The 12693-nt window shown below is 66.7% G+C and carries 13 protein-coding genes; 6 read left to right on the forward strand and 7 right to left on the reverse strand.

Annotated features, from left to right (window positions below):
- Positions 1–13 precede the first annotated feature (13 nt).
- From ACZ5YA_RS14265 to ACZ5YA_RS14280, 4 genes are read left to right on the forward strand one after another with little or no spacing between them, the layout of a single operon-like run.
- Complete coding sequence (locus ACZ5YA_RS14265) at positions 14–895, forward strand: branched-chain amino acid ABC transporter permease (RefSeq protein WP_042794742.1); 882 nt, start codon at positions 14–16, stop codon at positions 893–895.
- A 2-nt stretch (positions 896–897) separates the two neighbouring features.
- A complete protein-coding gene (locus tag ACZ5YA_RS14270; protein ID WP_464092684.1) occupies positions 898–1974 on the forward strand; it encodes a branched-chain amino acid ABC transporter permease in 1077 nt (358 codons plus the stop codon).
- Positions 1967–2731 (forward strand): ABC transporter ATP-binding protein, encoded by a 765-nt coding sequence (locus tag ACZ5YA_RS14275; protein ID WP_464092685.1) that lies wholly within the window; start codon positions 1967–1969, stop codon positions 2729–2731. Before ACZ5YA_RS14270 ends, ACZ5YA_RS14275 begins: the two co-directional genes overlap by 8 nt.
- Entirely contained in the window at positions 2728–3438 is a 711-nt protein-coding gene (locus ACZ5YA_RS14280; protein ID WP_118932777.1) for an ABC transporter ATP-binding protein, read from the forward strand. Before ACZ5YA_RS14275 ends, ACZ5YA_RS14280 begins: the two co-directional genes overlap by 4 nt.
- Here ACZ5YA_RS14280 and ACZ5YA_RS14285 read toward each other — a convergent pair.
- The 7 genes from ACZ5YA_RS14285 to ACZ5YA_RS14315 form a co-directional block, all read right to left on the reverse strand.
- A complete protein-coding gene (locus ACZ5YA_RS14285) occupies positions 3435–4991 on the reverse strand; it encodes an acetolactate synthase large subunit (RefSeq protein WP_464092686.1) in 1557 nt (518 codons plus the stop codon). The two genes, ACZ5YA_RS14280 and ACZ5YA_RS14285, sit on opposite strands and share 4 nt — an antisense overlap.
- Positions 4992–5150: 159 nt before the next feature.
- Complete coding sequence (locus ACZ5YA_RS14290) at positions 5151–5903, reverse strand: amino acid ABC transporter ATP-binding protein (protein WP_464092687.1); 753 nt, start codon at positions 5901–5903, stop codon at positions 5151–5153.
- A 4-nt stretch (positions 5904–5907) separates the two neighbouring features.
- The gene (locus ACZ5YA_RS14295) at positions 5908–6600 is read right to left on the reverse strand and encodes an amino acid ABC transporter permease (RefSeq protein ID WP_059380198.1); all 693 of its coding nucleotides are present in this window, start codon (positions 6598–6600) and stop codon (positions 5908–5910) included.
- Positions 6601–6630: 30 nt separating this feature from the next.
- Complete coding sequence (locus ACZ5YA_RS14300; RefSeq protein ID WP_059380199.1) at positions 6631–7419, reverse strand: ABC transporter substrate-binding protein; 789 nt, start codon at positions 7417–7419, stop codon at positions 6631–6633.
- 42 nt (positions 7420–7461) lie between these two features.
- Positions 7462–8370: an arginase family protein gene (locus ACZ5YA_RS14305; protein ID WP_059380213.1), complete on the reverse strand. Its 909-nt coding sequence runs from the start codon at positions 8368–8370 to the stop codon at positions 7462–7464.
- A gap of 270 nt (positions 8371–8640) precedes the next feature.
- Positions 8641–9507, reverse strand: coding sequence for an IclR family transcriptional regulator (locus ACZ5YA_RS14310; RefSeq protein ID WP_059380200.1), 867 nt, complete (start codon positions 9505–9507; stop codon positions 8641–8643).
- Between the two features lie 120 nt (positions 9508–9627).
- A complete protein-coding gene (locus tag ACZ5YA_RS14315) occupies positions 9628–10650 on the reverse strand; it encodes an amino acid ABC transporter substrate-binding protein (RefSeq protein ID WP_118932778.1) in 1023 nt (340 codons plus the stop codon).
- Between the two features lie 336 nt (positions 10651–10986).
- Between ACZ5YA_RS14315 and ACZ5YA_RS14320 the strand changes: the two genes are divergently transcribed.
- Both ACZ5YA_RS14320 and ACZ5YA_RS14325 read left to right on the forward strand, forming a co-directional pair.
- On the forward strand, positions 10987–11988 hold the full coding sequence (locus ACZ5YA_RS14320) for a Bug family tripartite tricarboxylate transporter substrate binding protein (protein ID WP_464092688.1): 1002 nt from the start codon (positions 10987–10989) through the stop codon (positions 11986–11988).
- Between the two features lie 18 nt (positions 11989–12006).
- Positions 12007–12687: a 3-oxoacid CoA-transferase subunit A gene (locus tag ACZ5YA_RS14325; RefSeq protein WP_464092689.1), complete on the forward strand. Its 681-nt coding sequence runs from the start codon at positions 12007–12009 to the stop codon at positions 12685–12687.
- The last annotated feature ends 6 nt before the right edge of the window (positions 12688–12693 follow it).

Consider the following 12693-nt stretch of genomic DNA (forward strand, 5'->3'; position numbering starts at 1 on the left):
ACAGGGAGGCCCCATGGACATCAGCATCCTGCTCATCCAGAGCCTGAACGCTTTCCAGTACGGCTTGCTGCTGTTCCTGGTGGCCAGCGGACTCACGCTGATCTTCGGCATCATGGGCATCATCAATCTTGCCCACGGCAGTTTCTACATGATCGGCGCGTACATGGCGTTTGCGCTGGGACCGGCCGTCGACCGCTGGCTGGGCGGCGGCTTCCTGGCCACGCTGGCGGTCTGCGTGCTGGCGGCCGGCGCCCTGGGCTACCTGCTGGAAGCCGCGTTCTTCAGCTACCTGTACAAGCGCAACCACTTGCAGCAGGTGCTGATGACCTACGGCCTGATCCTGGTGTTCGAAGAGCTGCGCAGCATCCTGGTGGGCAATGACGTGCACGGCGTACCCCTGCCCGCCTGGCTGCAGGGCAGCATCGCGCTGGGCGACGTCATGACCTATCCGGTCTACCGGCTGTTCATCTCGGCCGTCGGCATCGCGGTGGCGCTGCTGCTGTACTGGGTCATCACGCGCACGCGGCTGGGCATGATGCTGCGGGCCGGCGCCAGCAACCGCGAGATGATCGGATCGCTGGGCATAGACATCAACAAGCTCTACCGCCTGGTGTTCGCGGCGGGCGTGGCGCTGGCGGCCCTGGCGGGCAGCATCGCCGCGCCGGTGTCCTCGGTCTACCCCGGCATGGGCAACGGCGTGCTCATCATCTGCTTCGTGGTGGTGGTGATCGGCGGCATCGGCTCGATCCGCGGCGCCTTCCTGGCCGCGATGCTGGTGGGCGTGGTGGAAACCTTCGGCCAGGTGCTGTTCCCGTCCGCGGCGGGCGTGCTGGTGTACCTGCTGATGGCCTTCATACTTCTTTGCAAGCCCGAAGGGCTGTTCAAGCAGGGCTGACCATGTTGAACCGACTCTTGCCCATTGCGGCGCTGCTGGCTTTGGCCGCCTTTTCCTGGAGCGGCAGCGACTACTACACCGGCCTGGCGATCAAGATCATGATCTATGCGATCTTCGCGCTCAGCCTGCAGCTGCTGGTGGGCGGCGCGGGACTGGTCAGCCTGGGCCACGCCGCTTTCTTCGGCATCGGCGCCTACGTGGCGGCGCTGCTGTCGCCGGAATCGGAGGCCGCCGGCCTGTGGTGGCTGCTGCCGGCCGCCCTGCTCGCCGCCGCAGCCTATGCGCTGGCGGCCGGCGCGCTGGCGCTGCGCACCCGCGGCGTGTACTTCATCATGGTGACGCTGGCCTTCTCGCAGATGGCCTACTACGTGTTCCACGACACCAAGATCGGCGGCGGCAGCGACGGCATCTACCTGTACTTCCGGCCCGAGCTGTCCCTGGGCGGCTGGTTGCCGTTCGACCTGGGCGATGCCCGGACCTTCTACTTCTTCGTGCTGGCCTGCCTGGCGCTGACCTGGGGCTTCCTGGCGCTGCTGCGGCGTTCGCCCTTCGGTGCCGCGCTGGCCGGCATCCGCATCAACGACCAGCGCATGCGCGCGGCCGGCTACTCCACCTATCCGTACAAGCTGGCCGCCTATGTCATCGGCGCCACGCTGGCCAGCCTGGCGGGCTTTCTGTTCGCCCTGAAGGACGGCTTCGTCACGCCCGAGCTGCTGGCCTGGGAACAATCCGGCCTGGTGCTGCTGATGGTGATCCTGGGCGGCATGGGCAGCCTGGGCGGGGCGGTGCTGGGCACCGTGGCGCTGGTGCTGCTGCAGGAACTGTTCCAGTCGCAGGAGATTTTCGGCGAATACGCGCGCCACTGGCACCTGCCGCTGGGCATCGCCATCATCGCGCTGGTGGCCTTGCTGCCCAATGGCCTGGCGGGACTGCCGGCGCAACTGCGCCAACGGCGCGCGGCGCGCCTACCCGGCGCTGGCGTCGACGCCGCCCGCGCCGCGCCCAAACCGGATGCTGCCCATGCCGGCCGCCAGCCCGCCTCCGCCCGCCTGCCCATCCAGGGAGAGCCCCATGTCTGACGTCCTGCTTGCCGCAAGCGCGGTCACGCGCCGCTTCGGCGGCCTGATGGCGGTGAACGGCGTGTCGCTGCAATTGCAGCGCGGCCAGGTCCACGCCGTCATCGGCACCAACGGCGCGGGCAAGTCCACGCTGATCAACATCCTTTCGGGCGAACTCGCGCCCAGCAGCGGCCAGGTCATGCTGGGCGGGCGCGACATCACGACCTGGCGCCAGCCCGACCGGGCCCGCGCGGGCCTGGGCCGCAGCTACCAGCGGTCCACCATCTTTCCCGAACTGAGCGTGTTCGAAAACTGCCGGTTGGCCGCGCAGGCGCGCCGCCAGCGCTTCTGGCACTGGTGGCGCCCGGCCACGGAATGCCGCCACAGCGCCGAGCTGGCGCGCCACGCGCTGGAACGCACCGGCCTGGCCGATGACGCCGCGCGCGAGGCCGGGCTGCTGCCGCATGGCCGCAAGCGCCAGTTGGAGATCGCCATGTGCCTGGCGGGCGAACCGCAAGTGCTGCTGCTGGACGAACCCCTGGCCGGCATGGGTCCCGAGGAAACCGACCGCATCCTGGAGCTGCTGGACGCGCTCAAGCCCGGCCACGCCATCCTGCTGGTGGAGCATGACATGGACGCGGTCTTCCGCGTTGCCGAGACCATTACCGTCATGGTCAACGGCGCCGCCATCGCCAGCGGCGCGCCCGCCGCGATCCGCGCCAACCCGGACGTGCGCACCGCCTACCTGGGCGAAGACAGCCATGGAGCCAGCGTATGACCGCATTGATCGAAACGGGCGGCCTGCACGTCTATTACGGCGCCAGCCACGTGCTGCGCGGCATAGACATGCATATCGCGCCAGGAGAATCCGTAGGCCTGGTGGGCCGCAACGGAATGGGCAAGACCACGCTGATCCGCAGCCTGATGGGCCACGTCAGAAGCGCCCATGGCAGCGTGCGCGTGGACGGCCGCGACTGCACCCGCGCGCAGCCGCACGCCATCGCCCGCATGGGCCTGGCCTACGTGCCCGAAGGGCGCGGCATCTTTCCCAACCTGAACGTGCGAGAGAACCTGCAGGTGGCCGCGCGCGCCGGCCGCGACGGCCGCCAGGACTGGACCTACGCCCGCGTGCTGGAAGTATTTCCGCGCCTGCGGGAACGTCTGGGGCATGGCGGCCAGCAGCTATCGGGGGGCGAACAGCAAATGCTGGCCATCGGCCGGGCCCTGATGACCAATCCCGAACTGCTGATCCTGGACGAGGCCACCGAGGGGCTGGCGCCGCTGATCGTGGCCGAAATCTGGAAAATCATCCGGCAGATTCGCGCCAGCGGCATGTCCACGCTGATCGTGGACCGCAATTACCGGGCGGTGCTGGAACACACCGACCGCTGCCTGGTGATGGAAAAAGGCCAGATCGTGCAAGACGGCGACAGCGCGTCGCTGGCCCGGCAGCCCGAGCAGCTGACGCGCTATCTGGGCGTTTAGATCACCGCTTCGATCAGGAACGGGCCGCGGCGCTTCAGGCCTTCCTGCAGCGCGCGCGCGAATCCTTCCGCCGTATCCACGCTGACCGCTTCCACGCCCATGCCGCGCGCCAGATGCGTCCAGTCCAGGTACGGTTCCTCCAGGTCCAGCATGCGGCGGGCGTTGCGTCCGGGTTCCTGCACGCCCACGTTCTTCATTTCGCCGTGCAGCGTGGCATAGGAACGGTTGGCCAGGATCACCGTCAGGCAATCCAGGTTCTCGCGCGCTTGCGTCCACAGCGCCTGCAAGGTGTACATGCCGCTGCCGTCGGCTTGCAGGGTGACGACCTTGCGGTCCGGGCAGGCGACGGCGGCGCCGGTCGCCAGGGGCAGGCCGATGCCGATGGCGCCGCCCGTCAGCATGAGCCAATCGTGCGGCGCGCTGTTGACGCTGTAGAGGGGGAATTCGCGGCCTTGGGTGATGGACTCGTCGCAGACGATGGCCTGCTCCGGCAGATGGTGTGCGACCAGGATGTTGACGGCGGCGCCGGTCAGCTTGCCGGACTGCGGCACCTCGTAGTTGGCGGGAGCGGCGGCCAGGCGCGGCGCGTCCTGGGCGATGCCGAGCTCGTCGGCCAGCCACTCCAGCGCATGCGCCAGGTCCTGCTCGGGCGTGCCCAGCACCACCTGCTGGCAGTCGGGCGGCGCCAGCAGGCTGGGCTTGCCGGGATAGGCGAAAAAGCCGACGGGCGCTTTCGCCCCGACCAGCACCAGATGGCGTACATCCTTCAGCTTGGCCACCGCCAGGTCGATCGGATACGGCAGGCGGTCCACCGGCGTCCGCGAGCCGCCGCGTTCGATGCGGCGGTTTGAGGTTTCCGACACAAGCCGCACGCCGGTGGCGCGCGCGATGCGGCCGGCGGCGTTCAGCGCGCGCTCGCGCAGCGCGGAACCGCCCAGCATCAACGTCGTGACTTCACCCGAGCGGATCGCGGCAACCGCCGCACGCACCGCCTCGGCCGAAGTCTGGGCCAGGGCCTCGCTCTTGGCCAGCACCGGCGCAGTATTGTCGGGCAGGTCCGTCCAGGCCGCGTCGGCGGGCAGGATCAGCGTGGCGATGTTGCCCGGCGAGCGGCGCGCCACGCCCACGGCTTCGGCGGCGTCGGCGGACAGGTCGGCGGCCTTGGTGGTGCGCTTGACCCAATGCGACATCGGACGCGCGACGCCTTCGACGTCGCTGGTCAGCGGCGCGTCGTACTGGACGTGATAGGTGGCGTGGTCGCCCACGATGTTGACCATGGGCGTGCGGGCGCGTTTGGCGTTGTGCAGGTTGGCCAGGCCGTTGCCCAGCCCCGGCCCCAGGTGCAGCAGCGTGGCCGCGGGCTTGTCGGCCATGCGCGCATAGCCGTCGGCCGCGCCCGTCACCACGCCTTCGAACAAGCCCAGCACGCAACGCATCTTCGGTTTGCGATCCAATGCCGCGACAAAGTGCATTTCCGACGTGCCGGGGTTCGCGAAGCAAACGTCCACATCGTTGGCCAGCAAGGTATCGCAAAGACTATCAGCGCCGTTCATCGTTTTTCCCTGATCATTTTCCATTGGCGGTGCATGGGCGCATGCGCGCCCGCGTGACATGCATGATAGGTAGCGTAGCCGAAACCGGCTAGAGCCATTTCAGGCCGCCGTCATGGAACCATTCCACAGGTTCCGCCAAACGGAATTTGAAGGACCCGGTCAACCCAGTATCTGCCCCAGGAAGGCCTGCGCGCGTTCGGTGCGCGGCGCGCGGAAGAAATTGTCCGGCGTGTCGGCCTCGACGATGGCGCCCTGGTCCATGAAGACCACGCGGTCGCCGACTTCGCGCGCGAAACCCATTTCATGCGTCACACAGACCATGGTCATGCCGTCGCGGGCCAGCGCCACCATGGTGTCCAGCACTTCCTTGACCATTTCGGGATCCAGCGCCGAGGTGGGCTCGTCGAACAGCATGATCTTGGGCCGCATGCACAGCGCCCGCGCGATCGCCACGCGCTGCTTCTGGCCGCCGGACAACTGGCCCGGATACTTGGAGGCGTGTTGCGGGATCTTGACGCGCTCCAGGTATTCCATGGCGCGGGCCTCGGCTTCCTCGCGCGGCACGCCCTTCACCAGCATCGGCGCCAGCGTGCAGTTGTCCAGCACGGTCAGGTGCGGAAACAGGTTGAAGTGCTGGAACACCATGCCGACCTCGGCGCGGATGCGCTCGATGTTCTTCAGGTCGTCGTTCAGTTCGATGCCGTCGACCACGATGCGGCCTTGCTGGTGTTCCTCGAGCCGGTTCAAGAGCCGGATGGTGGTCGACTTGCCGGAACCGGACGGCCCGCACAGGATCAGCTTTTCTCCCGGCAGCACCTCCAGCGCCAGTTCGTCCAGCACCTTGAAGTCGCCATACCATTTGCAAACGCCCCGCATCGTGATGATAGGGGCGGCATAGTTCAATCCATCCATCGCATCAGGCCTTGGAAATGTCATGGTTTTCGCCCGCGCCGCTCCAGTAGCCCGGCACGGTCAGGCGCTTTTCGGAACGGCGGAACACGTAGGACAGCACGCTGCACATGGCGAAGTAGATGACGCCCACCATGGTGTAGACGGTCAGCGCCTGGAAGGTGGCGCCCGCCAGCATTTCGCCCGCGCGCATCAACTCGTAGACGCTGATGACGGCCACCAGCGAGGTCTCCTTGATCAGCACCAGCGCGTAGTTACCCAGCGCCGGGAACACGGTGCGCAGCGCCTGCGGCAATACGATGCGGCGCAGCCGCTGCACTTTGCCCAGGCCCAGCGCGCGCGCCGCCTCGTACTGGCCGCTGTCCACCGACTGGATGCCGCTGCGGAACAGTTCGGCCAGATAGGCGCCGAAGTTCAGCGTCAGCCCCAGCACGCCGGCGACGAAGCCATTGATGACCACGCCCATCTCGGGCAGGCCGTAGTAGATGTAGAACAGCTGCAGCAGCAGCGGCGTGCCTCGTATCACATCGATGTAGAAACGCGCGCCGCGGCTGAGCAGCCGCGACGGCGACAGGCGGCACAGACAGACGACCAGGCCCAGGGCCACCGCCAGGAATGCCGAACAGAAAAACAGCGCCAGAGTCCAGACGGTGCCCTCGGCCAGGGGGGTCAGGTACATGCGCAGGGTCGCGAGATCCAAGTCGTACTCCTTATCCGTGCCGGTGCGGCGTCATTTGCTCATCAGGTCGGCCACGCCCCACTTCTGCCCGATGGCGGCAAGCTCGCCGTTCTGCTTCATCTGCGCCAGCGCGCCGTTGACCGCCTCCAGCAGCGCGGCGTTGCCCTTCTGCACCGCCATGCCCACCTGCCACTTGCGTTGCGGCTGGTAGCCCGTGTCCAGCTTCACGCCCGGGATGTTCTTGGTCTTGATCTGGTAGATGATGCTGGGCGGGTCGACGATGCCCAGGTCGATGCGGCCGGCGCGCACGTCGGCCAGCAGCGTGGAATAGTCCTGGTACGTGGACACCTTGGTGCCGGGCATGTCCTTGATCATGTTGAACTGCACCGAGTCCACCAGCACGCCCACACGCTGGCCCTTCATGTCTTCGAACTTGGCGTATTTCTTATCAGCCTTGTCGCTGACCACGACGCCCTCGCCCCATTCATAGACCGGCGCCGAAAAATCGATGGCGCGGGCGCGTTCCTCTGTGATGAAGAGCGGCGCGGACATCACGTCGGCGCGGCCCGAGGTCAACGTGGGAATCAGGCCGGAGAACGGCACATCGGACAGCTTGTCCGACACCTTCAAGTGCTTGGCCACGGCCGCGGCCACGTCCACCATGATGCCCTCCAGCTGGTTCGACTTCGGATTCTTGAAGCCGTGCGGCGGCGCGGACGCCGTGGTGACTACATTCAGGCTCTGATCCGCGCGGATCTCGTCCAGCGTGCGCGCCTGCGCGCCGCCCTGAGCCAGCAGGCCGGCGACAGCCAGGCCCAGCAGAATGGATTTGAGTTTCATCGTTTTCCCCTTGGATGAAGTTGTCGGCGTGGTGAACCCGGCTCAGGCCGGACGCCCCTGCGGATACTGCTGCACCGCGACCGCCGCCAGCGCGCAGAATTCCTGCATGACGGTGGCTGCCAGGAAGGCCGTGGCCCCCTGCACGTCTTGCGGCGGTGACACGGTGTTCACGTCGAATGCCACGAAGTTCAGGCCCGCGAGCTGGCGCAACAGCGCCAGCCCTTCCTTGGCCGTGAGCCCACCCCACTCCGGCGTGCACACGCCCGGCGCGCAGGAGGGATCGAAGATGTCCATGTCGAAGCACAGGTACACCGGACGCTCGCCGATGCGCTGCTTGATGTCGGCCAGCGCGCCCTTCTGGTCCTGGTCGAAGTCGTCATAAGGCAGGATCGTGTAGCCGACCTCGCGGCCGAACTCCAGCACGCCCGGCATGAAGGAGCTGCCGCGCGTGCCGACGTGAAAGCTGGAGGCCACGTCCAGCAGCCCTTCTTCGGCGGCGCGCGTGAACGTGGTGGCGGTGTTGTAGCCGGGGATGGGATAGGTGTCGGTGTGCGAATCGAAATGCAGCACAACGAAATCCGGATGGCGGCGCGCCACGGCGCGCAGCTGCGGCAAGGTGACCGCACCGTCGCCTCCCATGGAGATCGGAATCGCGCCCGAGTCCAGGATGGCGCCGATGCCGGCCTCGATCAGCGGATAGGACGCGTCCGGATCGCCCGGATGGCAGGCCACGTTGCCCACGTCGATGGCGCGCAGGAATTCCGGTGGGTTGTCGATGCCGTGGCGCCGGAATATGTCCACCGGCCGCAGCAGCCTGGACTGCTCCCGTATCGCGTCCGGCCCCTGGCGCGAACCGACGCGGAACGGATGCGTGCCGCAATCGAATGGAATGCCGACCACGCAGGCGCGCGCCGCGCCCGTGCCGGCGGCGCGGACGGCGGGCAGGCCCATGAACCCGGCGACGGGATGAAAACAGACTTCGGCTGGCTGCTGCACAACTCGGCTCCTGTGTGACGACCGCTGCCATGAACTAGGCTGGGATCACTATTTAGATTCGATCAAATCGCTGTGCGATATGATCGTGTCGAAATAAGAGTAGCGTGCGTACAAGCAACCGGCCAATTAGGGAGTTTCCCCTAATCGGCGGTTTTATATCCGACTAAATTAGTAAGAATAGCAAGCACGCTTGCCCGGCGCGCCTGCGCCCCGCGTGCACTGGAATCAGGCCTCGTCGCCCGCGAGCGGCATCGCGTCGCGCAGGGCCCCGCCCGGCGGCTCCATTTCATAGAAGGGGCGCGACCGCCCCAAGGTGCGCGACGCGCTGATGGCGTGCGCCGTTTCCACCACTTGCGGACCGAACACCGCCTGCGCCTGCTCGAACGACCAGCGGCTGGACGGCACCGACACGTTGACGGCCCCTACTGGCGTGCCGCCGGCATCCAGCACCGCGGCGCTGACCGTGATGTCGCCCGGATAGAACTCGCCGTTGGAGCGCGCATACCCGTGACGCCGGGCAAACTCCAGCTCGCCCTGGAGCTCGTCCATGCCGGTGATGGTGGCGGCCGTGTAGGCCTTGCGGTCGCAGCGTTCCAGGAGATCGCGCGCGACTGCGGGATCCAGCCTGGCCAGCACCGCCCGGCCCGCCGCCGTGCAGTACAGCGGCAGGCGCATGCCCACCGGCATGTTCACGAACATTTCCTTGTGGGTGGCAAAGCGCGCCACGTACACCATATCCAGGCCGTCGGGCTCGGCCAGGCTGCAGGTCTCCTGGCTGTTGCGGTTGAGCGTGTGCAGGAAGGGATTGCCGCCCAGCACCAGCGGGCTGGTCTGCACGTACTTCATGCCCAGCTCCAGCGACCAGGGTCCCAGCGAGAACTTCTTGCTCAAGGGATCCTTGCGCAGGTAGCCCAGGGTCCACAGCGTGTGGGTGAAGCGCTGCACCGAACTCTTGCTCAGCCCGGTCGCTTCGGCCAGCTCTGGCAAGGTCATGGCGGGCTGCCCCTCGCTGAAGGCGCGCAGGACGGAGACGCCGCGCGCCAGCGCGGCGATGAACAGTGGGGAATCCTCGGCGTTTCGGGTCTGCGTCATGGCGCGTTGGGGCGTCCAGTGGAAAGCGCATAGCGTACCGTAATACGGTGCGAACGTATCGCGTGGCGATGCCATAAAAAAACGGCCCGGAAATCCGGGCCGTCCTGGCTGGCGCGAACCTCAGCGGATCGGCCAGGGATACATGGCGCCGCCCTTGTTCCACAACGCATTGGTGCCGCGTTGCAGGCCAAGCTTGCTGTCCTTGCCCACGTTGCGCTCGAACACTTCGCTGTAATTGCCCACTGCCTTGATGGCGTTGTAGGCCCACTTCTCATCCAGCCCCATGTTCTTGCCCGCGCCCGGCGTCACGCCCAGGATGCGGGCGATGTTGGGGTTGTTGCTCTTGAGCATTTCATCGACGTTCTTCTGCGTGATGCCGTATTCCTCGGCTTCCATCAGCGCGAACAGCGTCCAGCGCACGATGCCCAGCCAGTTCTCGTCGCCCTGGCGCACCATGGGACCCAGCGGCTCCTTGGAGAAACGTTCCGGCAGGATTTCGTAGTCGTCCGGCTTGGCGACCTGCGTGGCGCGCACCGCGGCCAGTTGCGAGGCGTCGTCGGTGAAGGCGTCGCAACGGCCCGACTCGAAGGCGCGCACGACCTCGGTCACCTTGTCGATCACCACCGGCTTGAACTCGATGTTGTTGGTGCGGAACCAGTCGGCCAGGTTGAGCTCCGTGGTGGTGCCGGGCTGCACGCAGACCGTGGCGCCGTTGAGTTCCTTGGCGCTTTTGACGCCCAGCTTCTTGTTCACCAGGATGCCCTGACCGTCGTAGAAGCTGGCCGCCACGGCCGCCAGGCCCAGCGAGGTGTCGCGGGTCTGCGTCAGCGTGACGGTGCGCAGCAGCACATCCACCTCGCCCGATTGCAACGCCGTGAAGCGCTGCTGGGTGGACAGCGGCGTGCCCTTGAATTTGGTCGGATCACCGAACACCGCCGCCGCGACCGCGCGACAGATGTCCACGTCCATGCCTTCCCATTCGCCCTTGCTGTTGGTGGCCGAAAAGCCGGATACGCCGTCGGTCAGGCCGCACTGCACGAATCCTTTTTTCTTCACGGCATCGAGGGTGGGCCCCGCCACCGCCGCCTGGGATGCGCAAGCCAGGGCAATGGCGCCGGCTGCAAACAAGATGGACCGCTTCATGATCGCTTCTCCTGAGATGGATGCCCGCGCTGGCTTGTAAGCCGGCTGCGGTTGAAACCGAGCCCTGCCTTACTGGGCCGGCCGCCAGATTAAGGCATGTCCACGGCGTGAACAACGCGAAGAAGCCTAGTGGAAACCCGGGGTACCGACCGCGATTCCAGAAGGTTGCAGACCTGTCCGGTGAACGAACTTTATCCGCCTGCCAGGCCGCGATGGCCGCTTGCCTTGGTGCCATACTTTTTTCGCGTCCCGGGCCCGCCGCTGCCGGCGCCGCGATCTCTCAAAAATAACGGCCGCGACTACGCCAGCGGCCGACTCATGGAGGAGACCCAACCCATGACCCGTGCAAGCCTCTTGCTGTCCCGCCGCAGCATCCTCAAATCCCTGCTGGGCACGGCCCTGGCGGCCGGCGGCCTGGCCGCCGGCGCCGGCGTCCACGCAGCGGATGACTGGCCCAGCAAGCCGATCAAGATCATCGTGCCGTACACGCCGGGCGGCTCGACCGACATCGTCACGCGCATCGTGATGGACAAGCTCGGCCCGCGCCTGAAGCAGACCATCATCATCGAGAACCGCCCCGGCGCCAACAGCAGCGTGGGCGCCGCCATCGCCGCGAAGGCGGAGCCGGACGGCTACACCTTTCTTTCCATCCTTCCGGCCTACATCATCAATTTCCATCTATACAAGCTGGGCTACAAGCCCGCCGACCTGACGCCCGTGGTGCAGATGGCGGACCTGCCCCTGTTCCTGTTCGTGGCCGAAGACATACCCGTGAAGACGGTGGCCGAACTGGTCGACTATGGCCGCAAGAATCCGGACAAGCTCACCTATGCCTCCAGCGGCAACGGTTCCAGCGCGCACCTGACCGGCGCCGACTTCGCGCTGCAAAGCAAGATCACCATGACGCACGTGGCCTACAAAGGCAGCGCCCCCATCCTGGCCGACCTGCTGGGCGGCCGCGTATCGATGGTCTTCGACCCGATCCTCGTGCCCATGCAGTACGTCAAGCAGAACCGGCTGAAGGCGCTGGCGTTCACCGGCAAGCAGCGCTGGCCGACCGAGCCCTCGATCCCGACCATGGAAGAAGCCGGCCTGCCCGGCTTCGTCACCGGTTCGTGGGCGGGCCTGATGGCGCCGGCCGGCACGCCTGCGCCGGTCATCGAGCGCATGGCGCGCGAGATCAGCGAGATCGTCAAGGAGCCCGACGTCAGGCAGAAATTCCTGGACGCGGGCTTCCTGCCGGCCAGCGGCACCACCGCGCAATTCGCGGAGCTGATGAAGACGGACTCGACGCGCTACGCCGGAATCATCAAGCAGGCCCGCATCACCTTGGACTGAAGGCGCAGGAGCCCCGCCATGATCGACAAGTTCTACGACACTCCCGAAACCGCCGTTGCGGACGTCCACGATGGCGCGACCGTGCTGATCAGCGGCTTCGGCGGCGCCGGCATGCCCACCGAACTGATCCACGCGCTGATCGCGCAGGGCGCGCGCGAACTCACCGTGGTCAGCAACAACGCCGGCAACCACGAAACCGGCCTGGCCGCGCTGATCAAGGCCGGGCGCGTGCGCAAGGTGATCTGCTCGTTTCCAAAGGCCTCTCACTCCTGGGTCTTCGACGAGTTCTACCGCCAGGGCCGCATCGAACTGGAATGCGTGCCGCAAGGCACCATCGCCGAACGCCTGCGGGCGGCCGGCGCCGGCCTGGGCGGGTTCTACACGCCCACGGCCTATGGCACCGAACTGGCGCGCGGCAAGGAAACGCGCATGATCGACGGCCGCGGCCATGTCTTCGAACATCCCTTGCCTGGCGACTTTGCACTGGTGAAGGCCGACCTGGCCGACCGCTGGGGCAATCTCACCTACAACAAGAGCGCGCGCAACTTCGGTCCCGTCATGTGCATGGCGGCCAAGACCGCCATCGTGCAGGTGCGCGCCAGGGTCGCGCTGGGCGAGCTCTCGCCCGAGGCCGTGGTGACGCCGGGCATCTTCGTCAAGCGCGTCACCCAGGTGGCCAACGCCGCCTTTTCCAGCTAGGGCTGG

The sequence above is a fragment of the Achromobacter sp. JCM 18799 genome (assembly GCF_055395645.1).

What these genes read in the sequence shown, in the direction of transcription:
- ACZ5YA_RS14265 (WP_042794742.1), top strand. Translation starts at nt 14, where the DNA reads ATGGACATCAGCATCCTGCTCATCCAGAGCCTGAACGCTTTCCAGTAC.
- ACZ5YA_RS14270 (WP_464092684.1), top strand. Translation starts at nt 898, where the DNA reads ATGTTGAACCGACTCTTGCCCATTGCGGCGCTGCTGGCTTTGGCCGCC.
- ACZ5YA_RS14275 (WP_464092685.1), top strand. Translation starts at nt 1,967, where the DNA reads ATGTCTGACGTCCTGCTTGCCGCAAGCGCGGTCACGCGCCGCTTCGGC.
- ACZ5YA_RS14280 (WP_118932777.1), top strand. Translation starts at nt 2,728, where the DNA reads ATGACCGCATTGATCGAAACGGGCGGCCTGCACGTCTATTACGGCGCC.
- ACZ5YA_RS14285 (WP_464092686.1), bottom strand. Translation starts at nt 4,991, where the DNA reads ATGAACGGCGCTGATAGTCTTTGCGATACCTTGCTGGCCAACGATGTG.
- ACZ5YA_RS14290 (WP_464092687.1), bottom strand. Translation starts at nt 5,903, where the DNA reads ATGGATGGATTGAACTATGCCGCCCCTATCATCACGATGCGGGGCGTT.
- ACZ5YA_RS14300 (WP_059380199.1), bottom strand. Translation starts at nt 7,419, where the DNA reads ATGAAACTCAAATCCATTCTGCTGGGCCTGGCTGTCGCCGGCCTGCTG.
- ACZ5YA_RS14305 (WP_059380213.1), bottom strand. Translation starts at nt 8,370, where the DNA reads ATGGGCCTGCCCGCCGTCCGCGCCGCCGGCACGGGCGCGGCGCGCGCC.
- ACZ5YA_RS14310 (WP_059380200.1), bottom strand. Translation starts at nt 9,507, where the DNA reads ATGACGCAGACCCGAAACGCCGAGGATTCCCCACTGTTCATCGCCGCG.
- ACZ5YA_RS14315 (WP_118932778.1), bottom strand. Translation starts at nt 10,650, where the DNA reads ATGAAGCGGTCCATCTTGTTTGCAGCCGGCGCCATTGCCCTGGCTTGC.
- ACZ5YA_RS14320 (WP_464092688.1), top strand. Translation starts at nt 10,987, where the DNA reads ATGACCCGTGCAAGCCTCTTGCTGTCCCGCCGCAGCATCCTCAAATCC.
- ACZ5YA_RS14325 (WP_464092689.1), top strand. Translation starts at nt 12,007, where the DNA reads ATGATCGACAAGTTCTACGACACTCCCGAAACCGCCGTTGCGGACGTC.